The organism is Nonomuraea sp. NPDC004354, assembly GCF_053602555.1.
In genome coordinates this window covers 84,635-111,188 of the sequence record NZ_JBSGDV010000007.1, presented here as the reverse complement: position 1 = coordinate 111,188, position 26,554 = coordinate 84,635, and the positions used below count along the sequence as shown (strand labels likewise).

At 70.7% G+C, this 26,554-nt stretch carries 25 protein-coding genes and 1 riboswitch; of the genes, 9 read left to right on the top strand and 16 right to left on the bottom strand.

All coding sequences use genetic code 11. The annotated features are described in order from the left end of the window. The 12 genes from ACWENQ_RS21570 to ACWENQ_RS21515 all read right to left on the bottom strand — a co-directional run bounded on the left by ACWENQ_RS21570 (nt 1) and on the right by ACWENQ_RS21515 (nt 12,139). Nucleotides 1-1,314, bottom strand: a complete 1,314-nt coding sequence (locus ACWENQ_RS21570; RefSeq protein ID WP_354905695.1) for a PhoH family protein — start codon at nt 1,312-1,314, stop codon at nt 1-3. A gap of 234 nt (nt 1,315-1,548) precedes the next feature. After that, the gene (locus ACWENQ_RS21565; protein ID WP_354905693.1) at nt 1,549-2,316 is read right to left on the bottom strand and encodes an isoprenyl transferase; all 768 of its coding nucleotides are present in this window, start codon (nt 2,314-2,316) and stop codon (nt 1,549-1,551) included. Nucleotides 2,317-2,546: 230 nt separating this feature from the next. Next, nucleotides 2,547-3,461, bottom strand: a complete 915-nt coding sequence (locus ACWENQ_RS21560; RefSeq protein WP_452415793.1) for a D-alanyl-D-alanine carboxypeptidase family protein — start codon at nt 3,459-3,461, stop codon at nt 2,547-2,549. A gap of 12 nt (nt 3,462-3,473) precedes the next feature. After that, nucleotides 3,474-3,616: riboswitch (cyclic di-AMP (ydaO/yuaA leader) on the bottom strand. A gap of 142 nt (nt 3,617-3,758) precedes the next feature. Further along, nucleotides 3,759-4,592 (bottom strand): amidohydrolase family protein, encoded by an 834-nt coding sequence (locus tag ACWENQ_RS21555; protein WP_452415792.1) that lies wholly within the window; start codon nt 4,590-4,592, stop codon nt 3,759-3,761. A 142-nt stretch (nt 4,593-4,734) separates the two neighbouring features. Next, a complete protein-coding gene (locus tag ACWENQ_RS21550) occupies nt 4,735-5,220 on the bottom strand; it encodes a hypothetical protein (RefSeq protein ID WP_452415790.1) in 486 nt (161 codons plus the stop codon). Nucleotides 5,221-5,228: 8 nt separating this feature from the next. After that, nucleotides 5,229-6,065, bottom strand: a complete 837-nt coding sequence (locus ACWENQ_RS21545; protein WP_452415788.1) for a DUF692 domain-containing protein — start codon at nt 6,063-6,065, stop codon at nt 5,229-5,231. 4 nt (nt 6,066-6,069) lie between these two features. Beyond that, on the bottom strand, nt 6,070-7,017 hold the full coding sequence (locus tag ACWENQ_RS21540; RefSeq protein ID WP_452415786.1) for a TIGR04222 domain-containing membrane protein: 948 nt from the start codon (nt 7,015-7,017) through the stop codon (nt 6,070-6,072). A gap of 173 nt (nt 7,018-7,190) precedes the next feature. Further along, complete coding sequence (locus ACWENQ_RS21535; protein WP_449917964.1) at nt 7,191-9,053, bottom strand: phosphoenolpyruvate carboxykinase (GTP); 1,863 nt, start codon at nt 9,051-9,053, stop codon at nt 7,191-7,193. Nucleotides 9,054-9,244: 191 nt separating this feature from the next. Beyond that, nucleotides 9,245-9,763, bottom strand: a complete 519-nt coding sequence (locus ACWENQ_RS21530) for a hypothetical protein (RefSeq protein ID WP_354905677.1) — start codon at nt 9,761-9,763, stop codon at nt 9,245-9,247. Between the two features lie 64 nt (nt 9,764-9,827). Next, complete coding sequence (locus ACWENQ_RS21525; RefSeq protein WP_452415784.1) at nt 9,828-11,036, bottom strand: C40 family peptidase; 1,209 nt, start codon at nt 11,034-11,036, stop codon at nt 9,828-9,830. Between the two features lie 86 nt (nt 11,037-11,122). Beyond that, nucleotides 11,123-11,623, bottom strand: a complete 501-nt coding sequence (gene greA / locus ACWENQ_RS21520) for a transcription elongation factor GreA (protein ID WP_354905672.1) — start codon at nt 11,621-11,623, stop codon at nt 11,123-11,125. A 99-nt stretch (nt 11,624-11,722) separates the two neighbouring features. After that, on the bottom strand, nt 11,723-12,139 hold the full coding sequence (locus tag ACWENQ_RS21515; protein ID WP_449917970.1) for a DUF4307 domain-containing protein: 417 nt from the start codon (nt 12,137-12,139) through the stop codon (nt 11,723-11,725). A gap of 135 nt (nt 12,140-12,274) precedes the next feature. Here ACWENQ_RS21515 and mca point away from each other — a divergent pair, with 135 nt between their 5' ends. Together mca and ACWENQ_RS21505 are read left to right on the top strand one after the other, a co-directional pair. Further along, nucleotides 12,275-13,159: a mycothiol conjugate amidase Mca gene (mca, locus tag ACWENQ_RS21510; RefSeq protein WP_354905667.1), complete on the top strand. Its 885-nt coding sequence runs from the start codon at nt 12,275-12,277 to the stop codon at nt 13,157-13,159. Nucleotides 13,160-13,321: 162 nt separating this feature from the next. Beyond that, the gene (locus ACWENQ_RS21505; protein ID WP_449917973.1) at nt 13,322-13,612 is read left to right on the top strand and encodes a GNAT family N-acetyltransferase; all 291 of its coding nucleotides are present in this window, start codon (nt 13,322-13,324) and stop codon (nt 13,610-13,612) included. 124 nt (nt 13,613-13,736) lie between these two features. Here the strand turns inward: ACWENQ_RS21505 and ACWENQ_RS21500 are convergent, their stop codons facing one another. After that, nucleotides 13,737-14,918, bottom strand: a complete 1,182-nt coding sequence (locus ACWENQ_RS21500; protein ID WP_449917976.1) for a hypothetical protein — start codon at nt 14,916-14,918, stop codon at nt 13,737-13,739. A 362-nt stretch (nt 14,919-15,280) separates the two neighbouring features. Between ACWENQ_RS21500 and ACWENQ_RS21495 the strand changes: the two genes are divergently transcribed. Both ACWENQ_RS21495 and ACWENQ_RS21490 read left to right on the top strand, forming a co-directional pair. After that, nucleotides 15,281-15,532: a hypothetical protein gene (locus ACWENQ_RS21495; protein ID WP_452415783.1), complete on the top strand. Its 252-nt coding sequence runs from the start codon at nt 15,281-15,283 to the stop codon at nt 15,530-15,532. Nucleotides 15,533-15,544: 12 nt separating this feature from the next. After that, on the top strand, nt 15,545-17,695 hold the full coding sequence (locus ACWENQ_RS21490; RefSeq protein ID WP_452415781.1) for a thioredoxin domain-containing protein: 2,151 nt from the start codon (nt 15,545-15,547) through the stop codon (nt 17,693-17,695). A gap of 15 nt (nt 17,696-17,710) precedes the next feature. Here ACWENQ_RS21490 and ACWENQ_RS21485 read toward each other — a convergent pair whose 3' ends face one another. After that, nucleotides 17,711-19,828 (bottom strand): transglycosylase domain-containing protein, encoded by a 2,118-nt coding sequence (locus ACWENQ_RS21485; protein WP_452415780.1) that lies wholly within the window; start codon nt 19,826-19,828, stop codon nt 17,711-17,713. Between the two features lie 116 nt (nt 19,829-19,944). Next, entirely contained in the window at nt 19,945-20,430 is a 486-nt protein-coding gene (locus ACWENQ_RS21480) for an Lrp/AsnC family transcriptional regulator (protein ID WP_449917982.1), read from the bottom strand. A 67-nt stretch (nt 20,431-20,497) separates the two neighbouring features. On the opposite strand from ACWENQ_RS21480, the gene hppD reads away from it, so the two are divergent. From hppD to ACWENQ_RS21455, 5 genes are all read left to right on the top strand, one after another. Continuing rightward, nucleotides 20,498-21,640: a 4-hydroxyphenylpyruvate dioxygenase gene (hppD, locus tag ACWENQ_RS21475; RefSeq protein WP_449917983.1), complete on the top strand. Its 1,143-nt coding sequence runs from the start codon at nt 20,498-20,500 to the stop codon at nt 21,638-21,640. Nucleotides 21,641-21,780: 140 nt separating this feature from the next. Next, complete coding sequence (locus ACWENQ_RS21470) at nt 21,781-23,196, top strand: M1 family metallopeptidase (protein WP_452415779.1); 1,416 nt, start codon at nt 21,781-21,783, stop codon at nt 23,194-23,196. A gap of 19 nt (nt 23,197-23,215) precedes the next feature. Further along, nucleotides 23,216-23,548 (top strand): PadR family transcriptional regulator, encoded by a 333-nt coding sequence (locus ACWENQ_RS21465; protein ID WP_354905644.1) that lies wholly within the window; start codon nt 23,216-23,218, stop codon nt 23,546-23,548. Next, entirely contained in the window at nt 23,545-24,429 is an 885-nt protein-coding gene (locus ACWENQ_RS21460) for a hypothetical protein (RefSeq protein WP_452415778.1), read from the top strand. Before ACWENQ_RS21465 ends, ACWENQ_RS21460 begins: the two co-directional genes overlap by 4 nt. A 26-nt stretch (nt 24,430-24,455) precedes the next feature. After that, a complete protein-coding gene (locus ACWENQ_RS21455; protein ID WP_452415777.1) occupies nt 24,456-25,295 on the top strand; it encodes a hypothetical protein in 840 nt (279 codons plus the stop codon). A gap of 6 nt (nt 25,296-25,301) precedes the next feature. Here ACWENQ_RS21455 and ilvA read toward each other — a convergent pair whose 3' ends face one another. After that, nucleotides 25,302-26,513 (bottom strand): threonine ammonia-lyase, encoded by a 1,212-nt coding sequence (gene ilvA / locus ACWENQ_RS21450; protein WP_449917994.1) that lies wholly within the window; start codon nt 26,511-26,513, stop codon nt 25,302-25,304. Between the last annotated feature and the right edge of the window lie 41 nt (nt 26,514-26,554).

Below are 26,554 nucleotides of genomic sequence, written 5' to 3'. Positions count from 1 at the left end.
CTACAGGGTGATGTCCTCCAGCATCTCGGTCACCAGCGCCGCGATCGGCGAGCGCTCGGACCTGGTCAGCGTGATGTGGGCGAACAGCGGATGGCCCTTGAGCTTCTCCACCACCGCCACCACGCCGTCGTGCCGGCCGACCCTGAGGTTGTCGCGCTGGGCGATGTCGTGGGTCAGCACGACGCGGGAGTTGGCGCCGATCCTGCTCAGCACCGTCAGCAGCACCCCGCGCTCCAGCGACTGCGCCTCGTCCACGATCACGAAGGCGTCGTGGAGCGAGCGGCCGCGGATATGGGTGAGCGGCAGGACCTCCAGCATGCCCCTGTCGAGGACCTCCTCGATCACCTCGGGCGTGGTCACCGCGCTCAGCGTGTCGTAGACGGCCTGCGCCCACGGGCCCATCTTCTCGCCCTCGCTGCCCGGCAGGTAGCCGAGCTCCTGGCCGCCGACCGCGTAGAGCGGGCGGAAGACCACGACCTTGCGGTGCTGGCGGCGCTCCAGGACGGCCTCCAGGCCGGCGCAGAGCGCCAGGGCCGACTTGCCGGTGCCCGCCCTGCCGCCGAGGGACACGATGCCCACCTCGGGGTCCATGAGCAGGTCGAGGGCGATGCGCTGCTCGGCCGAGCGGCCGTGCAGGCCGAAGGCCTCCCGGTCGCCCCGGACCAGCCGTACGGACTTGTCGGGCAGCACCCTGCCGAGCGCGGAGCCCCTGGCCGACAGCAGCCGCAGGCCGGTGTGGGTGGGCAGCTCGCGCGCCTCCTCCAGGTCGGCGGAGCCGTGCTCGAACAGCGTCTCCACGTGGTCGGTGGTGACCTGGACCTCGGCCATGCCGGTCCAGCCCGACTCGATGACCAGCTCGGCGCGGTACTCCTCGGCCGACAGGCCGATGGAGGCGGCCTTCACCCGCAGCGGCAGGTCCTTGGACACCAGCACGACGTCCTTGCCCTCGGCGGCGAGCGTGCGCGCCACGGTGAGGATGCGGGTGTCGTTGTCGCCCAGCCTGAACCCGACCGGCAGGATCGAGGGGTCGCTGTGGTTCAGCTCGACCCTGATCGTGCCCTCGCCTGTCGGCATCGGCTCGTCGAGCCTGCCGTGCTGCACCCGCAGGTCGTCGAGGTAGCGCAGTGCCTTGCGTGCGAAGTAGCCGAGCTCGGGATGGTGCCGCTTGGCCTCCAGCTCCGTGATCACGACGATCGGAAGGACGATCTCATGCTCGGCGAAGCGGGTCATCGCCGCCGGGTCGGCGAGCAGGACCGAGGTGTCCAGCACGTAGGTGCGCTTGGTGGTGGAGTTGTTGCTCGAGGACACTGCCACACGTTCTCCCCCGGGCGCCCGTGGAAGGGGCGCCCTGCAGACGAGGCGGGAATTCGGACCGGGCCCGCGCCCCGCGTGGGGCGCCGGGTACCGGCCCCCCTCGGCAGGTCAGTGCGCAAAGGCGGGCCCTCTCCGGAGTGACCGGCCTGTGGTCGGCCACTTCCAACGTTAGGTCCTGGATACCCGCCGCCGAAGCGGCCAAGCGTCTGTTCACGTGCTGTTCGTGAACATGTCTCAGGAGCCGTAACGCCGGTGTCTCGCGGCGTAGTCGCGCAGCGCCCGCAGGAAGTCGACCCTGCGGAAGTCAGGCCAGTAGGCCTCGCAGAAGTAGAACTCGGAGTGGGCGCTCTGCCAGAGCAGGAAGCCTGACAGTCGTTGCTCGCCCGACGTCCTGATGAGGAGGTCGGGATCGGGCTGACCGCGAGTGTAGAGATGCTCCGCGATGTGCTCCACATCGAGGACCTCGACCAGGTCCTCGATGCTCGCCCCCCTACTTGCGTGCTCCTGGAGGAGTGAGCGCACCGCATCGGCAATCTCACGTCTTCCTCCATACCCAACCGCAACGTTCACAATCAGCCCGGGACGGTGCGATGTGGTTTCTTTCGCGGTTTTCAGGACATTCGCCGTCTGGTCGGGGAGGAGGTCGAGCGCGCCGACGGGGATGATGCGCCAGCCCTCGGCCACGAGCTCCTGAGTGACGTCCTCGATGATCCTCAGGAGCGGCTCCAGCTCCTCCTTCGGCCGGTTGAGGTTGTCGCTGGACAGCATCCAGACCGTGACGACCTCCACGCCCGCCTCACGGCACCAGGTGAGCAGCTCCGAGATCTTGTCGGCGCCCTTCCTGTGTCCCTTGCTGACGTCGCGCATGCCCATCGCGCGCGCCCAACGGCGGTTGCCGTCGATGATGACCCCGACATGGCGGGGGAAGTCGCCGCTGTCGGCGGACAGCTTGGCCTCCAACCGGCGCTCGTACAGCCGGTAGACCAGATCGCGCAGGCCCACGGAGTTCCTCCCCAGCGGTGCTGTGCCTTAGTGGTCGACTCACGACCTAACAGGCAATTATCACCGCCTTTCGAGACTGCTGGCCCCCTTAGGCGGATTCCTGGCGAGCTGTCGGCGATCCGCTGCCGCCTCCAGCGCCACGGTGGAACCGTCCGGCCCGCTCGCCACATCCGTCGCCGCGGGCGGTGGTCGGACGCGGCGGGACCATGGGGGCGCGTGCGCCCCGCCGGTCAGAGCCTGCCGCTGGTCGCCGCCCAGTCGACAAGCGCCTCGGCGGTGTCGAAGCGGCGGCTGGAGCTGGACTCTCCCAGGATCACGCCGACCAGCCGATGGCCGTCACGCTCGGCCGCGAAGGCGAGGGTGTAGCCCGCGGCGCGCGTGAAGCCGGTCTTCAGGCCGACGGCGCCCGGCGTGCCGAGGAGGCGGTTGGTGTTGCGCCAGGAGTAGGCGCCGTGCTCCGCCGTCTCGGGGAGCGAGCGGTACCGGGTGGAGCCGACCTTCTTGATCGTCTTGTTGTCCAGCGCGGCCTGGGCGAGCCGTACCTGGTCGCGCGCGGTGGAGTAGCCGCCGCCCTTGGCGGGCATCCCGTCGGGGTTGACGTACAGCGAGTCCTTCATCCCGAGCGCGCGGGCGTTGGCGTTCATCTTCGCCGTGAAGGCGTCGACACCGGGCCCGTACGAGCGGGCCAGCGCGTGGGCGGCGTCCGCGCCGGAGGGCAGCATCAGGGCGTAGAGCATCTCCTCCACGGTGAGCCGGTCGCCGGCGCGCAGGTACGCCACGGAGGCGCCGCCCTTCGAGGCGTAGCGCACGTCAGCGGAGGTGACCTTGACCACGTCCGTGGGCTTGGCCTCCTTCAGCACGGTGTAGGCGGTCATCACCTTGGTGATGCTGGCCACCGGCATGCGCCGATCGGCCTTCTTGCTGAAGTAGACCTTGCCGGTCCTGGCGTCGATCAGGTGGGCGGCCCGGCCGAGCACCGCCGGGGCGTCCGCGGCGGCGGCCGGAGCGGGGGTCCGGGAGACCGGCGACACGACGCCGGGCTGGGGGGCGGCCTGCGCACCGGTGGCGACCGCGGTCACGGCGCCCGCGGTGATGACGGCGCCGAGCAGCGCGCGTCCCAGCCGGTAGGTGAGATGCGTGGGCATGAAGGGTCTGCTCCTTGGCTTCCATGCCGCCTACCGGGTTAGCTGACGGGTTCGGGCTGGGAAGTGCCCTACGGGCGCCGCTGAGCGGGCGCTCGATTCACCCCAAGGGAAGTGGGTCCCCGGCTCCGTGGATACGGATTCGGCGGCCGCGCGTCCGGCGGACTGGCCTGAGATGACGCGCGGTCCGGGCAATGAAACGGCAACGAACATGTCACAGCTCGTCGCACAACGGCCCAAAAGTAGCAAAATAGCATAAACCACGCAAATAGCCGCGAACCTCCGGCCTGCGACGGGCCGCTACATCGCGCTCAAGCCGTAGAAACGGGCGGCGTTCCCGCCGAGCACCTTGTCGCGGTCGATCCCCCCGAGAAGCGCCCCGTACACCGTGAAGACCGTCCGGTAGTCGGCCGCCAGCAGCGAGACGGGCCAGTCGCTGCCGAACATCAGCCGGTCCGGCCCGAACACCTCGACCGCGTGCTCCACGTAGGGCCGCAGGTCCGCCACGGTCCAGCGGGCGTGGTCGGCCTCGGTGACCAGACCCGACACCTTGGCGTACACGGTGGGGCAGGCGGCGGCGGCGCGCAGCAGCGACGCCCACGGCTCCAGCTCACCGGCGGCGATCCTGGGCTTGGACAGGTGGTCGATGACGAGGTTGAGCGTGGGGTGCCGCTCGGCGATCGTGACGACGTGCTCCAGATGCCGGGGCAGCAGCGAGACCACGTCGAACGGCACGCCCGCCTCGGCCAGCAGTCCGAGCCCGTCGAGCACCGCTTCCCCGATCAGCCAGTCGGGATCGGGCTCGGTGTGGATGAGGTGCCGGACGCCGACGAACTTCGGATGTCTGGTGTAGCGCTCGAGCGCTCGGGCGGCTTCCTCCGGGCGGTCGAGGGGCACCCATCCGACGACCCCGGCGATGAAGTCGTGGGCGTCGGCGTGGGCCAGCATGGCGTCGGTCTCCCAGAAGGAGTCGTCGGCCTGGACCACGACCGTCCGGTCGACGCCCGCGGCGGCCAGCTCGGGCGCCAGGTCCTCGGGGCCGAAGGTGCGGTGGATCGCCGGCAGGTCGGGAGTGGGCCAGGAGTAGGCGCCGGTCTCCAGGTTCCAGAAGTGCTGGTGGGCGTCGACTATCACGCGGCAAACATAGGATGTCTGGCCGACCTCGGCAAGAGCTCCCCGGGACTCACCGCGGCCCCAGGAAGAACGGCAGGACCGAGGCTCGGGCCGCTGCGAGGCGAAGGGTGGCCGACCCGCACTGTGGGGGGTGTCCCCCGGTTCAGCGGCGGCGCCAGGGGAACGGCAGGCGCCCGCGGCGGCGCGGTGGCGGGTCGTGGAGGATCCCTCGGGCGCGCAGCCAGTCGGCGAAGTCGTCGGCGTCGGCACGGTAGCGGGCCGGGGGCTCGGTACGGGCGGCGGCGTAGGCGGCGAACTCGGCCACCAGCGCGGCCCCCGCTGCCGCGGCGGCGTCGGGGCGCAGCCTCGCCACGATGCCGCGCCGCTTGGCGAGCAGGCTGCGCGCCTGGACGGCCAGCCGTACCTGGTCGAATCCGGCGGGCGGGGCGCCACCCGCGACCAGCGCCGCGACCACGCTCGCCTGCGCCTCCCCCAGCCGCGCCCTGACGTCCTCCAGCGACCGCTCGGGCCCCGCGGCACCCCGCGACAGCTCCCCCGACACTCCCGACACCTCCGTCACCTCCTCCGGCCCGGCCTCCCTCAGCGCCTGCGACCCGCTCCCCGCCTGCATGCTGCCGTGACCCTCCATGCCCGGTCCTACGAGGTCGCCAGGCGGCGGGCGCCCGCGGCCATGGCCGTGCGGATGCGGTCGAGCTCGCCGGCCAGCGCGGCGTCGCTCGGGTAGTGGTCGTCCCACTCCAGCAGGACGCCCGGCGGCGCCACCCGGGCGCACAGCTCCTCCAGCACCTCCAGCACCTGCTCAGGGACCGCCTGCGCGTGCGTGTCGTGCCAGACGCCGTCGTGCAGGTGCCCGCCGGCCACGTGCACGTAGGCCAGCGCGGCCAGCGGCAGCGTGTCCAGCGCCGCGACCACGGACAGGCCGAGGTTGACCTGGTTGGTGTAGAGGTTCGCGACGTCGACCAGCAGCCCGACCCCGGTGCGCGCCACCAGCTCGCCGAGGAACTCGGCCTCGGTCAGCTCGTCCTCCGGCCAGCCGAAGATGGCCGCCACGTTCTCCAGCGCCAGCGGGACGGGCAGCGCGTCCTGGGCGCGTCTGATGTTGTCGGCGACGACCGCGAGCGTCTCGCGGGTGCGCGGGACCGGCAGCAGGTGCCCGGCCTCCATCCCGCCCCCGCGCACGAACGCCAGGTGCTCGCTCACCAGCGGCGCGTCGAGCGCCTGCGCGCAGGCCGCCAGGTGGGCCAGGCGCGCGGGGTCCGGCGGGGTGGCGTCGCCGAGGCCGAGGCCGACGCCGTGCGGGACCACGGGGACGCCTCTTTCCCTCAGGACGCGCAGCGACTCGGGCAGCGCGGCCGGCCTGATGTTCTCCGCGACGATCTCGACGAAGTCGACGTCGGGCAGGCGCTCCACCGTCAGGTCGATCTCCGGCCGCCAGCCGATGCCCACGCCGAGCCGGCCGTCCATCGGGCGCATCCCGTCACCCGCCGCCGCAGCCGCCACCGCACCCGCCGCCGCAACCGGACCCGCCGCCACAGCTGGAGCCGCCGCCGTCGGAGGAGCCGAAGTCGCCGCCGCCGTGGAGGGTGTCGGAGCCCGACCCGCCGCCGCAGGACCCCGAGGCGCAGCTCGATGACGAGACGGCCTTGTGCTTCTCGTCCAGTTCGTCCCTGAGGGTCGCGTCGTCGAGCTCGCTCAGGCCGTACAGGGCGACGGGCACGCCGATGGCGAAGGCGAGGTCGGGGGCGGCCGCCCCGCGCACGTGCCGTTGCTCGGCACGGAGCAGCTCCGCCTGCCCGGCATGGCTGAGGATGTTGGTGAGGGCGCGTCGCCGCCGCCGGGCGACGATCCGGCCGGCCAGCCAGACGATCGCGCAGATGAGCACCGTCGCCACGGAGAGCGGCTCGACGGGCACGGCGCCGGCGACGAGCATGACCGCCGTGAAGATCCCGAGTATGGCCGCGAGGCCCGACAACCCGCTCACGCGGGTCAGGTGGGTACGGACCGGCACCAGCGAACCGTCGGGCACGAGCAGGCCGGCCCCCATGAGGTGGTGTCGCAGGTCGTCCATGGCGGGGCCGGTGCCGACCTCGTGGCGCAGCGCGTGCACCGGCATGCCGCCGGGCAGCACGGCCACGGCGGCGAGCACGGCCCGCTCGACGGGATCGGCCGAGTCGGCTCCCGCCACGGGGTGCACCAGGCCGCCGCGGGAGACGCGCAGCGCGCCCGCCCTGGCCAGGAGGGCGATCGCGGTGTTGACGACCCGCAGGGGGCCGCCGGCGAGGTAGGCGAGCTCGTAATGGCCCAGATCGCCGCCGGCGTGCGCCGCCACCTCCCGGACCCTGGCGTGCTCCCGCAGGAGCGAGGACGTGGTCTTCGCGACCGCGACGGCCAGCAGTAACGCGAGAAAGAACAGAACGAATGCCATGTACTGCCCCCTGAGGGAAGGACGGCCCGTGTGCTTATGAGACGCGTGGCGTCCCCTCAAAAGTTTCCCTCAGTTCGGGCACGCGCAGGAAGAGCGCAGGCATATGCCCCATGGCACGCGGAGGAACCGTCCACCGCCATGCCGGGCCGTCCCCGCCCGGCATGGCCTCGACATCACAGCCGGTCGAGGAGCGCCTCGTACTCGGCCCACAGCTCCTTGGGCAGGTGGTCGCCGAACTTCTCGAAGTGCGCGGGGATCAGGGCCGCCTCCTGCCGCCACACCTCACGGTCGACGGTGAGCAGCGTGCGCAGGTCCTCCTCCGACAGGTCGAGCCCCTCGGTGTCGAGCTCCCTCGGCAGCAGCCCGATCGGCGTCGGTACGGCCTCGGCCTCGCCGTTCAGCCGCTCGACGATCCACTTCAGCACGCGGCTGTTCTCGCCGAAGCCCGGCCAGATGAAGCGGCCGGCGTCGTCCTTGCGGAACCAGTTCACGTAGTAGATGCGGGGCAGCCGCGCGTCCTCGCGGCGGCCGACGGACAGCCAGTGGCCGAAGTAGTCGCCCATGTTGTAGCCGCAGAACGGCAGCATCGCGAACGGGTCGTAGCGCAGCTCGCCGACCTTGCCCTCGGCGGCGGCGGTCTTCTCGGAGGCGACGTTGGCTCCGAGGAAGACGCCGTGCTGCCAGCTCAGCGACTCGGTGACCAGCGGTACCGCGGTGGCGCGGCGGCCGCCGAACAGGATCGCCGAGATGGGCACGCCCTTGGGGTCCTGCCATTCGGGGGCGATGGTCGGCGCCTGGGACGCCGGGGTGGTGAAGCGGGCGTTCGGGTGGGCGGCCGGCTCCTCGGAGTCGGGCGTCCACGAGCGGCCCTTCCAGTCGGTGAGGTGCGCCGGCGGCTCGTCGGTCAGCCCCTCCCACCACACGTCGCCGTCGTCGGTGAGCGCGACGTTGGTGAAGATGCTGTTGCCCCACAGCGTCTTCACGGCGTTGGCGTTGGTGGTCTCGCCGGTGCCGGGCGCCACGCCGAAGAAGCCGGCCTCCGGGTTGATGGCGTACAGCCTGCCGTCCTCGCCGAACCGCATCCAGGCGATGTCGTCGCCGATCGTCTCGACCTTCCACCCGGGAACGGTCGGCTGGAGCATGGCGAGGTTGGTCTTGCCGCAGGCGCTCGGGAAGGCGGCGGCGATGTAGCGGGTCTCGCCCGTGGGCGGGGTCAGCTTGAGGATGAGCATGTGCTCGGCCAGCCAGCCCTCGTCGCGGGCCATCACACTGGCGATGCGCAGCGCGTAGCACTTCTTGCCGAGCAGCGCGTTGCCGCCGTAGCCGGAGCCGTACGACCAGATCTCGCGGGTCTCGGGGAAGTGGCTGATGTACTTGGTCGAGTTGCACGGCCACGGCACGTCCTGCTGCCCCTCGGCCAGGGGCGCGCCGACGGAGTGGACGGCCTTGACGAAGTCGCCGTGCTCATGGTCGCGCTTGCTGCGGCCTTCGTTGGCTCCTTCGTCGCTCTCTTCGGCCTTTCGCGCCGCTCCACGCTGCTCGATCAGGCGCAGCGCCTCAGCGCCCATCCGCGTCATGATCCGCATGGACACCGCCACGTACGGCGAGTCGGTGATCTCCACGCCGAGCTGGGAGATCTCCCCGCCCAGCGGTCCCATGCAGAACGGCACGACGTACATCGTCCGCCCGCGCATGCAGCCCTTGAACAGCTCACCGAAGGTCGCGCGCATCTCGGCGGGCGCGATCCAGTTGTTCGTCGGGCCCGCGTCCTCCTCGCGCTCGGAGCAGATGTAGGTGCGGTCCTCGACCCGGGCGACGTCGCTCGGGTCGGACTTGGCGTAGAAGCTGTTGGGCCTCTTGGCGAGGCGGGTGAAGGTCCCCTGGTCGACGAGCAGGTTCGTCAGGCGCGTCCACTCGGCCTCGGACCCGTCGCACCACTCGATCCTGGCGGGCTGGGTCAGGGCGGCGATCTCGTTCACCCAGTCGGCCAATTTCTGGTTGGACGTCGGGCTGGGTACTTCAACGGAAAGGGACACGGCAGCGGCTCCTCCACTCTTATCTGGGCCACGTCATCATTAACGACTAATGCCGACAAAGGCGAATTGGCGTAGACCTTTGCGCAGGCAGCGGCCTTGATGGAGAGGGAACCTACCCACCGAGAAGAGATTTAAAGAAAGTTAATTGGTCCAGACCAAGAGGAAAGGTCTAAACCAATCAGGAGATTGGTTCAGTCCATTCCGGAAGGGCCAGCTGCGCGAATACGGTCGACATGCTGCAGCGCGTCGCGCAACTCGGTCAGCCAGGTGTCGGTGTGCTTGCCGACCAGCCGTACGCACCAGGCGAGCGCGTCGCTGCGGCTGCGGGCCACGCCGGCGGCGACCAGGGTGTCGAGGACCTGCCGCTCGGACTGCCGCAGCCTGGTCATCACGGGCACGGACAGTGTGGTGAACATCACCGTCTCGTCGCCGCAGGTCACCCCCCACGAGACCTTGCGGCGGAACTTCCGCTCGGCCTCCGTGGCGATCTCGATGCGGCGCTCTCGGGTCTCTTCCCTGAAGCGCCGGACGAGGCCGTCGATCGTGGCGGCCTTCTCGGCGTCGGAGCCGGCCTCGGGCTCGGGGAGGGTCCCGATGACGGCGATCTCCTCGCGGTCGAGGACGATGGTCACGGGGCCGGTGAACCAGGTCTCGGGCAGCCGGCCCGTGAACCACGCCCGCAGCGTGCTGGTTGCTTCGTCAGTATCCATGTAATGAGAATTACACACTTGCCGGACAAGGGCCAGCCTCAGTCGTGCCGTCGGACTAAAGCTGTCAGCGAACGCGGGCGGCGATGACCGGGCTGACCCGCACGACGCCCGCCAGGTTGCGCGTGCTGAGGGGCGAGATCTTCACCACGTCACCGGTTCTCGGCGCCTGCAGCACCTTGCCGTTACCCCAATAAATCGCCACATGAGAGATGTAGCCGGGGTTGGTGGGGTCGCTCCGCCAGAAGATGAGGTCGCCGGGCTGCGCCTGCGCCAGCGGCACCTGCGGCCCGGTCACCCACTGCTGGTGGGTGACGCGCGGCATGCGCACGCCCGCCTGGGCGAAGGCCCACTGCACGAGCCCCGAACAGTCGAAGGTGTCCGGCCCCTCCGCGCCCCACACGTACGGCCGGCCCAGCTTGCCCGCCCCCGCCTGCAGCGCCGTGGTCAGCTGCGCGGCCGTCATGAACGAGCCCGAACTCCACTGCGTGACCTTCTTCGGCGCGGCCAGCACCGGGTTGATCGCGGCCACCTGCGAGCCCTTCGGCAACACCCGCAGCAGCGCCCTGCGCAGCGTGGCGGTGTCGGCCTTCGGGGCGCTGACCACGATCGCGTTGTTCTGCGGGAAACCGAGGGAGCGGGCCTTGTCCCTGGAGACGACGGCGTCCACCGCGCCCATGCCCATCGTCGCGTAGGCGCCGATCCTGAGCTGCCCGCGCGGCCCCGGCACGCTGCGGCCGAGCGAGAGCCCGCCGTCGTTGCCGAGGACGAAGGAGACGGCGACGTCGCCGCCCGCGATGTTGGCCCACAGGCCGTCGGACGAGGCGGTCACCTTGGGGGTGTAGGACCGGAAGCTGGAGGGGTCGACGCCGAGCGTCTGCACCCGCTTGCCGTCGATCGTGACGGAGGCGGCGTCGGCCAGCTCCACCGCCTGGATGCCCTTGACCTTGACGACCTTCTCCATCGTGGCGCGCCGCAGCGGCTTGCGCGTCACCACGAACACGCTGGGCTTGCGCAGCTTGCCGAGCGGCTGCACCGGGGGCGCCGTCTCGCGCTCGGCGACCAGGTTCTCCCGCGGGGCCAGCTTCGTGGCCGTCACGGCGGCCGGGGCCGGCTCCTTCTCGGAGAACTCACCGAGTAACGCCACGTCGGCGGCGATCACCATGGCGAGCGTCACCGCGATGAAGGGCACCAGCCGCTGGCCGCGGGACGGCCTGGGCGGGGGCGGGCCGTACGGGCCGGGCGGCCGCGGCGTGCGCGGGCGGTCGCCGTACACCAGGAAGGACAGGTCCTGCCTGATTCCTCCCTGCGCACGCTGAAGATCCGCCGGGCCCGCTGCCCGGCGGATCTGCTGGTCGGGATTCAGTTGCCGATGTACGGCACGGCCTCGAGGATCTCGACCGTGTTCTGACGGCCGTTGGGCATGGCGTACGTCGCCTTCTCGCCGATCTTCTTGCCGTTGATCGCGGCGCCGAGCGGCGACTTGGGCGAGTAGACGTCTATGGGTGCGCCGGTCTCCTCGCGGGAGGCGAGCAGGAAGGTGACCTCGTCGTCGTCGCCCTCGAAGCGGATCGTGACGGTCATGCCGGGACCCACCACGCCCTCGGTCTTCGGGGCCTCGCCCACCTTCGCGCTGTCGAGGAGCTGCCTGAGATGGTAGATACGAGCCTCGATCTTGCCCTGCTCGTCCTTGGCCGCGTGGTACCCGCCGTTCTCCCGCAGGTCGCCCTCTTCACGAGCAGCCTCGATCTTCTTGGCGATGTCAACACGACCCGGGCCCGAGAGGTAGTCGTACTCCTCCTTCAGGCGGTCGTACGCCTCCTGCGTCAGCCAGGTGACGTTCTCATCGCGAGAGTCGGCCACGGGTTCTCCTTGCTTCCTTGGGGGCCCTGTGTTCACTTGGGTCCGCGAATCGCGAAAGAGTAACAACTTTACACGCTCAACGCTTCCCCAAACGTCTCACTATACGAGATAACAGGACTGGATGTGGACTGAGGATGCCTGAGCACTGGTGTCCAGGCGCTCCTTCAGTTGGATATACCCCTCACCGGCCGGAATCCTTACCTCTTTGCTACCTACTTCCACATGGTTGGCATCCGTCGCCCTCAACCGGCACACCACGGTCTTGTCCGCCGGCCTGCCGACGCCGAACGTGATCTCGGCGGAGTCGGGCCTGCTCGCGTCGAAGGCGATGACCTGCTGCGGGACCGTGGCCTGACCGGTGGCGGTCCACATCACGTAACCCCATCCGCCAGCGATGATCGCCACCAGTACCGCGATCACGACATGGACGACGAGCCTGCCCTGCCGTTCCGGGCGGTCGATGAAGTCGTCCGGGGTGCCGAGAACCGGACCGTTCTCGGCATCTCTGGTGGCCATGACGGAATCTCCCTGCACTCCGCGGTGTTGTCCGAGACAATTGTCGCCTGTAGGGGGTGCGCCCCCGCGACCGCCCAGGAGAAGTAAACCTCCTGTGGCGAGTGACCCGGTCCGATGTGAGGAGACAGCGAGCCAGTGAGCGCCACGCTGAGGCTGATGGCCGTCCACGCCCATCCCGACGACGAGTCGAGCAAGGGCGCCGCCACGATGGCGCGTTATGTCGCGGATGGCGTTGAGGTCCTCGTCTGTACTCTCACGGGCGGTGAGCGCGGTTCCGTGCTCAACCCCAAGATGGACCGGCCCGAGATCGTCGCCAACATCGCCGAGGTCCGCCGCAAGGAGATGGACCGCGCGCGCGAGATCCTCGGAGTGAGCCAGCGTTTCCTCGGTTTCGTCGACTCGGGCCTGCCCGAGAGCGAGGAGGAGGCGCTGCCGGAGGGGTGCTTCGCCCTGCAGCCGCTCGAGGTGGCCGCCAGGCCGCTGGTGGCGGCGGTGCGCGAGTTCAGGCCGCACGTGATGCTCACCTACGACGACGACGGCGGCTACCCGCACCCCGACCACATCATGACCAACAGGGTGTCGGTCGAGGCCTTCGACGCCGCCGGCGACCCCGACCGCTACCAGGGCGCGGGCGACCCCTGGCAGCCGCTGAAGCTCTACTACCAGATGGGCTTCACCAAGGAGCGGTTCGAGGCGCTGCACGAGGCGATGACCAAGCGCGGCATCGGCTCGCCGTACGCCGACTGGATCGCCCGCTGGGAGGACCGCCCGCAGAAGTGGCCGGTGACGACGCGGGTGCCGTGCGGCGACTTCTTCAAGACCCGCGACGAGGCGCTGATGGCGCACGCCACCCAGGTCGACCCCGACGGGTTCTGGTTCGTGTGCCCGAGGGAGCTGCAGCAGGAGATCTGGCCGACCGAGGACTACCACCTCGCGCGCTCGCTGGTCGACACCAGGCTTCCCGAGGACGACCTGTTCGCGGGCATACACGCCGAGGAGACCGCGTGCGCCCGCACGTAGACTGGACGGCGTGACGTACTTCGCCGTTGGTGACGTGAGCCCGGGCATCCTAGGCTTCACCGTCGTGGCACTCCTGGGATTCGCGCTGTTCTTGCTCATCAAGTCGATGAACAAGCAGATCTCGAAGATCGAGGTTCCCCACGAGGCCGACCTGGACAAGAAGTGACCGAAGAGATCGCGATCGTCGACAACCCGGACGAGTCCCGCTTCGAGATCCACGTGGGCGGCAGGCTCGCCGGGTTCGCCGAGTACAAGCTGCTGCCCACGGTCATCGTGTTCACCCACACCGAGGTCGCCCCGGAGTTCGAGGGGCAGGGTCTGGCCGGCCGGCTCGTCAGGCGGGCTCTCGACGTGAGCAGGGACACCGGGCTGAAGGTCCGTCCCCTGTGCCCGTACGTGGCCAAGTGGATCAGCCGTCACCCCGACTACCAGGACCTGGTCGAGGCAGCGTGACGGTGAACCTCGCCCCCTGACGTGGGAGCGAGGAAACCGTGGCCGTGCCGCCCTGGTCACGGGCGCGGGCCGGATCGGCGCGTGTCGGTCGTGGGCCGGTGGAACTGGTGGCTGCCGCGCGCGCTCATTCCTCCGCCGACCAGGCCCGTTCCAGCGCCGCAGGCAGGCCCCACCAGCCCAGCGGGGTGAGGACGTCGTCCTCGTCCACGATGCCCAGGTAGGCCCACAGCTCGGTCACGTGGGTGAACAGGGTCTCGGTGGTGTCGAGGTCGTCGGGATCGTCCATGTCGACCGTGATGTCCTCGGACTCCGCGATGAGCCGGGCGATCCGCTCCGGCGAGGCCAGCACGCCGGGCCCCAGCCGGGCCAGCGCCGCCACCGCGGCCAGCCAGTCGGCGTGATGGATGGCGCACAGCGCGGCCAGCACCGCCTCCTCGTGGGTGAGGTCCTCGTCCGCCGGCTCAGGCGCCAGGTCCTTCTCCTGGTCCTGGCCCAGGACCCGGTCCAGGTCCACGTCCTCGTCCAGGTCGGAGACCGGGCCCGCGATCCCCGCGACGACCGACAGCCACAGCTCCCTGTCGTCGTCGGGCATGAGCCCGCCCTCGAACCCGGCGCACGCCCGCAGCACGTTGCCGGGATAGCCGGGAAAGACGAGCACCTCCCTGAGCCTGGCCGCGGCCTGGCGCAGCTCGGGCTCCGGCAGCTCGGGGCGTTTGGGCAGCTCGTCGAGGATCCTTCGCAGCTCGGCCAGCGCGTAGGACTCCTCCTCGTCCCACGCCGCGAACAACTCCTCGTCCTGCTCGTCGCTCACCACCAGCACCGGCACCCTGCCGTCCGGCAGCGCCGTGTTGAGCCAGCGCTCCTGCAGCTCCTCGTAGGCGGCGCGGGCCGCCGGATCGCCCGTCGCCAGGGCGTCGGGGTCGGTCTCGCCCGCCTCGACGCGCCGCTCCAGGTAGGCGACGAAGAGCGCGTACATCTCCTCGGCGACCGGGCCGCGCTCGTCCTCCTCGGGCCAGACGAAGTAGCTGGGCGTGAGCAGGATCGGCTCGCTGCCGGTGGCCTCCAGCCAGCGTTGCACGTCGCCCACCGTGGCCGTGCCGGCCTCGATCGAGCTGAGCGTGGCCCTCGCGGTGTCCCAGAAGACCGGCGAGAGCGGGTTGCCGGCGGCCAACATCGCCCGCCGCAGGTCCGGCAGGGCCACCAGCGCCACCCCGGACGGGACGGCCAGCAGCGCGCGGGCCACATCCCTGCGGGTCAGCTCGGTCGCGGCGCGTTCGGCATGAGCGCTCACGAAGTCAAGGTCCACGCTCGGTAACCTACCCACCCAGCCCTCTCTTCTGCGTATCCCCCCACCTTCCGGGTCCGTCCTCCAGGTCTGCCGGTGTCCGGCCTCCCGTGAGTCGGCCCGCCTTCCCGGCCCGGCCCGTACGGCAAGCCGGTCTGGCGCCTCCCCGGTCGCGGGGTGCCGTCCGCCGCGGGCGCGCCGCCCAGCAGGACTCCGGTCCCCGCCGTCACGGACCCCCACCGGCAGGCCACGACATGCCGCGCACCGAGGACCCGTGGGCCCGCCCGACCTGGCCCGGCACCCGCCCGCCGCCCGAGAAGCAGCCTGGGCGTCGCGGACATCGAACGCAGCGCGAATGGCCGGATGAAGGGCCGGCCGCGAGAATGACGCGGAAAGCTCCGGGCGGAGGACTGGCCGCGGGAAGCACGCTCGGCCCGCACTCCGCCGAGGCGCTCGAACGCAGGATCGCCGAGCCGGCCGAGACCCGCGCCGGAGTCCTGACCGCCGTGGACGGCAGCGCGGGCCTGGGCGTGGGAATGGCCAGGTGGCGCCGGGAGAGGGGAAGGGCCTGGGCGTTGCGGGGGCGCGGGGACGGCGGTGGTCGGCGGGGCGGTCGCCGGGGGTGGCGAGCGTGAGAGGCTGGCCCTATGAACAGGCTGAAGCACGCCACCAGCCCCTACCTTCAGCAGCACGCCGACAACCCGGTCGACTGGTTCGAGTGGGGCGAGGAGGCGTTCGAGGAGGCGCGACGGCGCGACGTGCCGCTGCTGATCTCGGTCGGCTACTCGGCCTGTCACTGGTGCCACGTCATGGCGCACGAGAGCTTCGAGGACGTCGAGACCGCCCGCCTGATGAACGAGCGCTTCGTCAACGTCAAGGTCGACCGCGAGGAGCGGCCCGATGTCGACGCCGTCTACATGAGCGCCACGCAGGCCATGACGCAGCAGGGCGGGTGGCCGATGACGGTGTTCGCGACGCCGGAGGGCCACCCCTTCTACTGCGGAACCTACTTCCCGAAGCCCCAGTTCCAGCGCCTGCTCGTCGGGGTGCACACCGCGTGGACCGAGGACCGGCGGCAGGTGGTGGAGCAGGGCTCGAAGGTCGTCGAGGCGCTCACCGGCGGATCGACGCTGCCGAGCGGTCCGGTGCCGACGGCCCAGACGCTGACGGTGGCCGTGGAGAACCTCCTGCGGTCCTTCGACCCGGTGCGCGGCGGCTTCGGCGGCGCGCCCAAGTTCCCGCCGTCGATGGTGCTGGAGTTCCTGCTGAGATACCAGGGCGACGGTGCCGTGGCGGCCAGGGACATGGCGGCCAGGACGCTGGAGGCGATGGCGCGGGGCGGGATCTACGACCAGCTCGGCGGCGGCTTCGCCCGCTACAGCGTCGACGCCGGGTGGGTGGTCCCTCACTTCGAGAAGATGCTCTACGACAACGCGCTGCTGCTCAGGGTCTACACGCACTGGTGGAAGTCCTCGGGCGCGCCGCTGGCCAGGCGGGTCGCGCTGGAGACCGCCGACTGGCTGCTGCGGGAGATGCGCACCGCCGAGGGCGGTTTCGCCTCGGCGCTCGACGCCGACAGCGAGGGCGAGGAGGGCAGGTTCTACGTCTGGACGCCCGCCCAGCTGCGGGAGGTCCTCGACCCCGAGGACGCCGCGTGGGCGATCGAGCTGTTCGAGGTGACGGGCACCTTCGAGCACGGCACCTCGGTGCTGCAGCTGCTCGGTGACCCTGACGACGCCGACCGGTTCGCCAGGGTGCGGTCGCGGCTGATGTCGGCCAGGGACCAGCGGGTACGGCCGGGCCGCGACGACAAGGTGGTCGCGGCGTGGAACGGCCTGGCCGTGGCCGCGCTCGCGGAGACGGGAGCGGTGTTCGAGCGGCCCGACCTGGTGGAGGCGGCGCGGCAGGCCGCGACCCTGCTGGAGCGGGTGCACCTCGACGGCGACCGGCTGCTGCGGACCTCCCGTGACGGGCACGCCGGGCGGAACGCGGGCGTGCTGGAGGACTACGCCGACCTGGCCGAGGGGCTGCTCGCGCTGTACGGGGTGACGGGCGAGGTGCGGTGGTTCGCGCTGGCGGAGCGGCTGCTGGAGGTGGTCCTGTCCCGCTTCGCGGACGGGCGCGGCGGCTTCTTCGACACGGCGGACGACGCCGAGCGGCTGTTCCAGCGGCCCCAGGATCCGACGGACAACGCCACGCCGTCCGGGCAGTTCGCCGCGGCGGGGGCGTTGCTGTCGTACGCGGCGCTGACCGGGTCGGCGCGGCATCGGGAGGCCGCCGCGTCGGCGCTCGGCACGGTGTCGGTGCTGTCCGGGGGGCATGCGAGGTTCGCGGGCTGGGGCCTGGCGGTGGCGCAGGCCGCGCTGGCCGGGCCGGTCGAGGTGGCGATCGTGGGGCCGGCGGACGATCCGCGCAGGCGAGCGCTGCACCGGGCGGCGCTGCTGGCCGACGTGCCGGGCATGGTGATCGCCGTGGGCGACGCCCCGCTGGAGGGCCCCGCGCCCACCAGCACCGGCGCAGGCGGCGCAGCCAGCGACACGAGCGGCGGCGCGGGCGGCGCGGCCAGCGACACGAGCGGCGGCGCGGGCGGCGCGGCCAGCGACACGAGCGGCGGCGCGGGCGGCGCGGGCAGCGGCGTGGACGGTGGCGCGGGCGGTGTCAGGGTGCCGTTGCTTGAGGAACGGGGGCTGGTCGGCGGGGCGCCCGCCGCCTACGTCTGCCGGGGCTTCACCTGCCGCCTCCCGGTGACCACCCCGGCCGACCTGCTCGCCGAACTGGCGGCCCCCGGGACGGGTTGAAGCCTGCTCGCCGAGCTAGCGGCCCCCGGGGCGGGTTGAGGCGTCGTCCAGCCGGTCGGGCTCGGCCGGCTGGCCGGTGTTCGGCGGCTCGGTGTCCTGGGCCTCGCCCCTGTCGGTCTCCTCGGGAACGACCGGGTTCTGCGGCGTGGCCGGCTGCTCGGACGGCGGGGGGCTCTGCGGGTTGTCCTGCCGCTCGCCGTTCCACTGGCCCGGCCACGTGTCCTGGGGCCGGTCGTAGCCGGTGTCGTAACCGTCGTCGTAGCCGGTGTCGGGGCCGCGGTCGTCGCCGCGGGGGGCCTGGGTGTCGTCCCAGCGGTCGTAGCCGTACTGCGACGGCTGGGGGAACTGCTCGACGGGCTCGCCGTCGAGCGCCTCCGTCATGAACGCCTTCCAGATGCGGGCGGGCAGCTGGCCGCCGAACTGCACGCCGTACCCGGGGACCTCGACGGTCTTGTTGTCGTCGCGGAACATGTTGACCGCGGTGGCCAGTTGCGGGGTGAAGCCGTTGAACCAGACCGCGGCGTTGCTGTCGGTGGTGCCGGTCTTGCCGGCGACCGGCCGGTCGTAGAGGCGGGCGCCGGTGCCGGTGCCGTACTTGACGACGTGTTCCATGGCGTAGATCGTGTCAGCGGCGGCCTGCTCGCTGACCACGGTGGTCGCCTTGGGTTTGATGACCGACTTCTTGCCGTTGGCGTCGGTCACCGACTTGACGACGTGGCTTTCCATGTGGACGCCGCCGTTGGCGAAGCTGGCGAAGCCTGAGGCGTTCTGCACGGCGCTGACGGAGGAGACGCCGAGCGGGAAGGAGGCGTAGGCCCGCTGCGCCTCGAGTTGGGCGGCGGGGATGCCGGCCGCCTCGGCGACCTTGGCGACCTTGTCGAGGCCGACCTTCTGGCCGAGGTCGACGAAGGCGGTGTTGACCGAGTTCTGGGTGGCGCGGATCAGGTCGACGTATCCGTAGGAACGCCCGCTGTCGTTGGGGATCGGCTGGGAGGCGCCGCGCACGGAGATGGGCGAGTTGCCGTTGACCGTGGTCGAGAGGGGCAGGCCGCTGTCGAGCGCGGCGGCCAGCGTGTACGGCTTGAACGTCGAACCGGCCTGCACCTTCGCGGAGAAGGCGTTGTCCCACGACTGGTCCTTGCTTCCGCCGTAGAAGGCGACGACCTCGCCGGTCGCGGGGTCGACCGCGGCCAGGCCGGTGCGCACCTTCGTGGACGTGGACTCCGGCAGCACGGACTTCACCGCGCGCTCGGCGGCGCCCATGAGGTTCTTGTCGAAGGTGGTGACGATCTTCAGGCCGCCGCTGTCGATCTGCTCGTCGGTGTAGCCGCGGGCGTTGAGCTCCTCGCGCACCCTGTCGACCATGACCTGGTCCTGACCCTTGAGCGCGAAGGCGGCCCTGGGCTTCTTGAGCTCGGGGAAGTCCTGCTTGGCGGCGTCCGCGGCGGTCAGGGCGCCCGTCTGGACCATGGCGTCGACGACCGCCCTCCAGCGCGCCTCGGCGGCGGCGCGGTCGCCGCCCTTGGGGTCGGCGAACCTGCTGGGCTGCTGGATGACCGCGGCCAGGTAGGCGCCCTCGGCGACGGTGAGGCTCTCGACGTTCTTGCCGAAGTAGGCCTGCGCGGCGGCCTGGACGCCGTTGGCGCCCCTGCCGAAGTAGATGGTGTTGAGGTACTGCTCGAGCACCCAGTCCTTCGACTTGGACTGGTCGACCTTGATGGAGATCAGGATCTCCTTGAACTTCCTGGTGATCGAGCGTTCCTGGCTCAGGCCGCTGTAGTAGTTGCGGACCATCTGCTGGGTGATCGTGGAGCCGCCCTGCAGCTGTTGTCCCGTGACGGTGGACCACACGGCGCGGGCGGTGCCCTTCAGCGACACGCCGCTGTCGGTGTAGAAGGAGCGGTTCTCCGCGGCGATGACGGCGTCGCGGACGTGCGGCGGCACCTGGGCGAGCTTGACGTTCTTGCGGTTGACGCCCTGCTTGGCCAGGACCGTCTTGCCGTCGCGGTAGTAGATCACCGAGCCCTGCGCCGTGGCTTCCTTCTGGGTGCTGTCCGGGATGGGCGTCATGGCCCATGCGACGCCGAACAGCGCGACCGTCGCGAGGATCCCGGCACCGAACGCGATGGCCACCCATCGCAGAATCCGCCGTTTGCCCACGCTCTTCGCCACAGACTCCCCCCCGATCGCACGCTCAGCAAACCCCCGTCAGCTGGCGGAAGGCCAAGAATAAACGATCGGTAACGATGCTAAGACTTTCGCACGCCTCGTCGTGGTACATCCATGACCAATGGCAGAACTCGGTATGGGACCGGAGTGTCGAGCACGATCACCGAGGAAGTCCGCAGAACCCCCTGGACGGCGACGATCCGGTCGATGACGCGCTGGAGGTCGGCGTTGGTACGCGCCACGACCCTGCACAGCAGGTCGCTGCCTCCGGTGATGGTGTGGACCTCCAGCACCTCCGGGATGCGCGCGAGCTGGTCGGCGACCGGATCGTGGCCGCTCACCTGGCGGATCTCCATGGTGACGAACGCGGTCACGTCGTAGCCGAGCGCCGCCGCCGAGACGTCGGGGCCGAAACCGGTGATGACCCCTCTGGCGATCATCCGGTCGAGTCGCGCCTGCACCGTTCCGCGGGCCACGCCGAGCCGGCGCGAACACTCCAGAACTCCGAGGCGTGGCTCAGTGGAGAGCAGACTGAGCAGTTTGGCGTCCAGTTCGTCGATGGTCATGGACAGATTGTCCACTGGTTCAAGTAACAGTTGCACAAGGCGTCCATACAAATTGAGAGTTATCGGTATGAGCGATGAGTTTCCGGTCAAGGGCATGGACGCCGTGGTGTTCGCTGTGGGCAACGCCAAGCAGGCGGCCCACTACTACTCCACCGCGTTCGGGATGAAGCTGGTCGCCTACCGCGGCCCGGAGAACGGCAGCAGGGACGAGGTGGCCTACGTCCTCGCCTCGGGCGGGGCGCGGTTCGAGTTCCGCGCGTCGGTACGGCCGCAGCGCGCCGACGAAGGCCGAAGCGGGCGCGACCACGGACACGGCATCGACCTGGCCCGCCACGTCGCCGAGCACGGTGACGGCGTGATCGACCTGGCCATCGAGGTGCCCGACGTCGAGGCGGCCTACGCGCACGCCCTCGCCAAGGGCGCCAAGGGGCTGGCCGAGCCGTACACGCTGGAGGACGAGAACGGCAAGGTCGTGGTCGCGGCCATCGCCACCTACGGCGAGACCCGGCACACCCTGGTCGACCGGTCCAACTACTCCGGCCCCTACCTGCCCGGATACCGTGCGGCCGAGCCCATCGTGGCGCCCCCGGCCAAGCGCTTCTTCCAGGCGATCGACCACTGCGTGGGCAACGTCGAGCTCGGCAAGATGGACGAGTGGGTGGAGTTCTACCGGAACGTGATGGGCTTCACCAACATGGCGGAGTTCGTCGGCGACGACATCGCCACCGAGTACTCCGCGCTGATGTCGAAGGTCGTCGCGGACGGCACCCGCAAGGTGAAGTTCCCGCTCAACGAGCCCGCGATCAGCCGCAAGAAGTCGCAGATCGACGAGTACCTGGAGTTCTACGGCGGTCCCGGCGTGCAGCACATCGCGCTGGCCACCAACGACATCCTCACGACCGTCGACAACATGAGGGCGGCGGGCGTGGAGTTCCTCGACACCCCCGACTCCTACTACGACGACCCCGAGCTGCGCGCCAGGATCGGCGAGGTGCGGGCGCCGATCGAGGAGCTGAAGCAGCGCAAGATCCTCGTCGACCGCGACGAGGACGGCTACCTGCTGCAGATCTTCACCAAGCCCGTGCAGGACCGCCCGACGGTGTTCTTCGAGCTGATCGAGCGGCACGGCTCGCTCGGCTTCGGCAAGGGCAACTTCAAGGCGCTGTTCGAGGCGATCGAGCGCGAGCAGGAGCGTCGCGGCAACCTGTAGGGTCCGCCCGATCATGCTCGCCGAAGCCCCGGAGCAGGCCGCCGCCGCTCCGGGGCTTCGCCGTATCCGATGGGAACGCCGGGTGACGATGCTGCCACTATGCGTGCCCGGCCGCGGCGGCTCGCGTAGGCTGATGGACCATGCGCTCCGCTCTGCTCCTGACGCTTCTGGGGGCGGTCGCCTGCGCCCCGCTCGACGGGACCGCGGCGTCGTCCGCCCCGCCCGCTCCGGTGACGAGCCCGGGGGAGCCTGGCCGGGGCATCGGCGATCCCGACTTCCCCCTGGACGGCAACGGCGGCTACGACGTCACGCGCTACCACCTCAAGATCGACTATGACCCCGCGGCCAAGCGGCTGAACGGCCTGGCCTCGATCCAGGCCAAGGCGACGCAGCCGCTGCCGCGCTTCAATCTCGACCTCGCGGGGTTCCAGGTCTCCGAGGTCACGGTCGACGGCGCGCGGGCCACGGTCGCGCGCAGCGGCGACGAGCTGACGGTGACCCCGGCCCAGCAGTTGCGCGAGGGCCGCGCCTTCACCGTCGCCGTCGCCTACGCGGGCCGGCCCCGGCCGATCACCGGTTCCAGCAACCTCGGCACCTACGGCTTCGTGCCGACCGATGACGGCGCCTTCGTCGCCTGCCAGCCCAACGGCGCCAAGACCTGGTTCCCGGCCAACGACCACCCCGCCGACAAGGCGCGCTTCGACTTCGAGCTGACCGTGCCGCAGGGGCTGACGGCGCTGGCGAACGGCGAGCAGACCGGGCAGCCCGTCACGCGCGCCGGCAAGACCACGTTCACCTGGTCGGAGAAGCACCCGATGGCCACCTACCTGGCGACGATGACGCTGGGCAGGTTCGAACTGCGCCAGGGCACGACCGCGAAGGGCATCCCCAACCTGGCCGCCGCCGACCCGAAGTTCGCCTCGACGCTCGACAGCCTCTACACGACCTCCGGCGAGGTGACCGACTACTGGTCGACGGTGTTCGGGCCCTACCCGTTCTCGTCGACGGGCGGCGTGGTCGACGACTTCGCGGCGGGCTACGCGCTGGAGAACCAGACCAAGCCGATGTACGGCGGTTTCCGGCCGGACGAGAGCATCATCGCCCACGAGCTGGCTCACCAGTGGTTCGGCGACAGCCTGTCGATCAAGCGGTGGAAGGACCTGTGGCTCAACGAGGGCTTCGCCACGTACGCGGAGTGGCTGTGGTCGGAGCACAAGGGCAGGGCGAGCGCGCAGAGCGCCTTCGACGGCTACTACGCAAGGCCCGCCGGCGACGCGATGTGGGCCTACCCGCCCGGCCGGGCCCGGCCGGGCGACCTGTTCAACGAGTCGGTCTACACCCGCGGCGGCATGACGCTGCACGCGCTGCGCATGAGCGTCGGCGACGACGTCTTCTTCAGGATCCTCAAGGAGTGGGCCGACCGCCACAAGTACGGTCACGTCACGACGCCGCAGTTCGTCGCTCTCGCCGAGCGGCTGTCGGGCAAGGATCTCGATCCCCTCTTCAACGCCTGGCTCTTCGAGGCGAGAAAGCCGGCCTTGTCATCACTCCGTTAAACGGAGTATCTTGATCGCCATGCCGAGAAGATCAACGGAAGTCAGCGAGCCGATGTACTTCGTGCTCGCCGCGCTTCTCGACGGCCCCCTGCACGGGCACGCGATCGTCGGGCGGGTCATCGAGCTGTCACGCGACCGCGTGAAGCCGTCGGTCAGCACCCTCTACGGCATCCTCGAGCGGCTCACCGCCCAGGGCACGCTCATCGTCGACCGCGAAGAGGTCGTCGACGGCCGCAACCGCCGCTACTTCCGCATCACCGATCGCGGCAGGGCGATCGCCGAGGCCGAGGCCGAGCGCATGCACCACGCGGCCAGCGTGGTCAGAGGCCGCCGCGACCTGGGCCTGGCGTGAGCCCGCTCGAACGGCGCTACCGGCGGCTCATCCGGGCCTACCCGCGCGCCTACCGCGCGGCGCACGGCGAGGAACTGCTGGACGTCCTGCTCGGGCACACCGACCCGCGGCGCTCCAGGCCACCGCTGAGGGAGGTGGTGAGCCTGCTGGCCAACGGCCTGAAGGAGCGGGCCTGGCAGGCCACCACCGCTCCGGCCTGGTCCGACGGCCTCCACCTCGGCGTGACCGCGCTGTGCGCGGCCTCCCTGGCGGCCTGGCTGCCCTATGCCGCGTCGATCCCGCTCTGGTGCGCGCTGTCCGCGCTCGCCCTCGTCCTGGTGGTCATGGGCCGGCTACGGCCGGCGCTACCGCTGGCGCTGCTCATTGGGATCAAGTCGTGGGCACTCAGCACCGGCGTCGTCTTCGTGGACGCCACGCCGCTGCCGGTCGAGCCCGCTTTCCTGACACCGGACCCGCTCTACGGCCTCAGCGGCCCGCTCGGCGCGGTCGCCGGGCCCGCGCTGGCCTGCGCCGGGCTGGCGGTCCTGGCCCTGCGGGAGGACCGGCCGCGCAGGCGTTCGTCGTGGTGGCTCGCCGCCGTACCCCTGCTGGCGACGGCCGATCCCGCCTGGATGTCGCTCGACGAACCCGCCCCCGCCGTCACGGTCAGGATCGCGGCCGAGGCCGTGACGCTGGCGGGCGCGGTGTGGGCCGGACGCCTGACCGGTGACCTGCGCTGGGCGCTGGCCGCCGCGCTCTACCTGGTGGCCGGCTCGGCCGCCTTCGCCCAGCACCTGATGGACCAGTCGCGCCAGGACCTCGCCTACTGGGGGCTGCTGGCGTTCCTCACCCTTGTCGCGGCCGTCGCGCCGCGCGGGTCGCGCATGCGCGCGTTCACCTGATCACCCGACAGATCCGGAGTTTCTCCATGCGTCGTGTCACGTGGTTGCTTTCGCTTGCCCTCGTCACGGGCTGCGCGGCCGAGCAGGCCGCCACCCCCGCCCCCGCCGCCAAGGCGCCTGATCCCCGGCCCAGGATGCAGCAGATCATGGCCGACTGCATGAAACAGCAGGGCTTCAAGTACATCCCCTTCGTACGGCCCAGCCAGCCGAAGCCCGACAGGACCACCTACGAGGGGATGAAGGCCTATCGCCAGAAATACGGCTTCGGGGTGTTCGCCATGCACGTCTACCCCAAGGATCCCCTGGCCGGAGGCGCCGAGGCCGACATCGCCGAGAACCCCAACAACAAGATCATGATGAACCTGAACTCCTCGCAGCTCGCCTCCTACCGGAAGGCCGAGAAGACCTGTCTCGGCAAGGCCGCCAAGGAGGTGCTCAACAAGGACGTCACCTCCACGGACCACGCCGTGGACCTGTTGAACGCGGCCTCGGCCAGGCTGGAGGCCACCGAGATCGACGGCGACCCGGAACTGCTCGCCCTGGCCGGGCGTTTCGCCGACTGCCTCACCGCCAAGGGGGTCAAGGTGTCCTCGACCAAGCCGACCGCGCTCGCCAGGAGAGGCACCGACGCCTTCTGGGCCGAGTCCAACAAGCTGGGCGACCAGCAGTTCCCCAACCACGCGGACGGTCGCAGCTACGTCCCCGAGCTCACCGCCGCGCAGGCCAGGTCGCACCTGGACCGCGAGGTCAAGGCGGCCATGCAGGACCTGGAGTGCGGGAAGGAGTTCTACACCCGCTTCGCGCCCAAGCAGTCCTCCATCGACGCGCGGGTGATGGCCGAGTACGGCCCGCTGATCGGCCTGTAGCCGTCGTCAGCCGAAGATCTTGTAGCCCTCCCGCGTGAGCACCCCCAGCACCTCGTCGCTGTGTGCCTGACCCCGGGTCGACAGTTGCAGCCGCACCTCGACCTCGTCGACGTGCAGGCTGGCGCTGACCCGCTCGTGGACGATGTCGATCACGTTGGCGCGCAGCTCGCCGAGCGTGACGAGCAGGCCGGCCAGCGCGCCAGGCCGGTCGGACAGCCTGATCCTGACCGTGAGGTAGCGCCCCGCGGCGGCCAGGCCGTGCCGTAGCACGTTGGACAGCAGCAGCGGGTCGATGTTGCCGCCCGACAGCACCGCCACCACCGGCGGCTCGAACGTGCGCGGATGCGCGAGCAGCGCCGCCACCCCCACCACGCCGGCGGGTTCGACGACCAGCTTCCCTCGCTCGACGCACAGCACGAGCGCGCGGGAGATCTCCTCCTCCGACACCGTCACCACGCTGTCGACCAGATAGTGGATCATGTCGAACGGCAGCTCGCCGGGGCGGCCCACCGCGATGCCGTCGGCCATGGTGCCCGAGGGATCGACCACGACGGGCTCGCCCAGCGCCAGCGAGGCGGGGTAGGCGGCGGCCTGCTCGGCCTGCACGCCGACGATCCGCACGCCCGGCCGTAGCGACTTCACCGCCAGGGCCACGCCCGCGGCCAGCCCTCCGCCACCGATGCCGAGCACGATCGTGCCCACCTCCGGAAGCTGTTCGATGATCTCCAGGCCGATCGTGCCCTGGCCGGCGATGACGTCGGGGTGGTCGAAGGGGTGGATGAACACCGCTCCGGTGCGCCGTGCGTGTTCTTTCGCCCTGGCCAGCGCCACGTCGACGCTGGTTCCGCCGAGCACGACCTCGGCGCCGTAGGCCTGCGTCGCCTCCACCTTGGGCAGCGGCGCGGCCTCCGGCATGTAGACCGTGGCGTGCGTGCCGACCAGGCCCGAGGCCAGCGCCACCCCCTGCGCGTGGTTGCCCGCGCTGGCGGCGACCACGCCCTTGCGCCGCTCGTCGTCGGTCAGCCTGGCGATGCGGACGTAGGCGCCGCGCACCTTGAACGAGCCCGCGCGCTGGAGGTTCTCGCACTTGAGGTGCACGGGACCGCCGATGCTCTCCGACAGGATCCTGGACCGGAGCACGGGGGTCTGCACGGCGACATCCGCCAGGAGGGCGCGTGCGGCCACCACGTCGTCGAGGGTCACCTGCGGGAGAACCATGTCGCCCAGTCTCCCACCACCCGCGTCGGCGGAACGCTCTT

Excerpts from the sequence above, each read along its gene's own strand:
- ACWENQ_RS21465 (WP_354905644.1), top strand. The coding sequence starts at position 23,216 with ATGCCGAGAAGATCAACGGAAGTCAGCGAGCCGATGTACTTCGTGCTC.
- hppD (WP_449917983.1), top strand. The coding sequence starts at position 20,498 with ATGAGCGATGAGTTTCCGGTCAAGGGCATGGACGCCGTGGTGTTCGCT.
- ACWENQ_RS21545 (WP_452415788.1), bottom strand. The coding sequence starts at position 6,065 with ATGCGCCCGATGGACGGCCGGCTCGGCGTGGGCATCGGCTGGCGGCCG.
- ACWENQ_RS21550 (WP_452415790.1), bottom strand. The coding sequence starts at position 5,220 with ATGGAGGGTCACGGCAGCATGCAGGCGGGGAGCGGGTCGCAGGCGCTG.
- ACWENQ_RS21560 (WP_452415793.1), bottom strand. The coding sequence starts at position 3,461 with ATGCCCACGCATCTCACCTACCGGCTGGGACGCGCGCTGCTCGGCGCC.
- ACWENQ_RS21490 (WP_452415781.1), top strand. The coding sequence starts at position 15,545 with ATGAACAGGCTGAAGCACGCCACCAGCCCCTACCTTCAGCAGCACGCC.
- ACWENQ_RS21480 (WP_449917982.1), bottom strand. The coding sequence starts at position 20,430 with ATGACCATCGACGAACTGGACGCCAAACTGCTCAGTCTGCTCTCCACT.
- ACWENQ_RS21530 (WP_354905677.1), bottom strand. The coding sequence starts at position 9,763 with ATGGATACTGACGAAGCAACCAGCACGCTGCGGGCGTGGTTCACGGGC.
- ilvA (WP_449917994.1), bottom strand. The coding sequence starts at position 26,513 with ATGGTTCTCCCGCAGGTGACCCTCGACGACGTGGTGGCCGCACGCGCC.
- ACWENQ_RS21540 (WP_452415786.1), bottom strand. The coding sequence starts at position 7,017 with ATGGCATTCGTTCTGTTCTTTCTCGCGTTACTGCTGGCCGTCGCGGTC.
- ACWENQ_RS21495 (WP_452415783.1), top strand. The coding sequence starts at position 15,281 with ATGACGCGGAAAGCTCCGGGCGGAGGACTGGCCGCGGGAAGCACGCTC.
- ACWENQ_RS21515 (WP_449917970.1), bottom strand. The coding sequence starts at position 12,139 with ATGGCCACCAGAGATGCCGAGAACGGTCCGGTTCTCGGCACCCCGGAC.
- ACWENQ_RS21470 (WP_452415779.1), top strand. The coding sequence starts at position 21,781 with ATGCGCTCCGCTCTGCTCCTGACGCTTCTGGGGGCGGTCGCCTGCGCC.
- ACWENQ_RS21455 (WP_452415777.1), top strand. The coding sequence starts at position 24,456 with ATGCGTCGTGTCACGTGGTTGCTTTCGCTTGCCCTCGTCACGGGCTGC.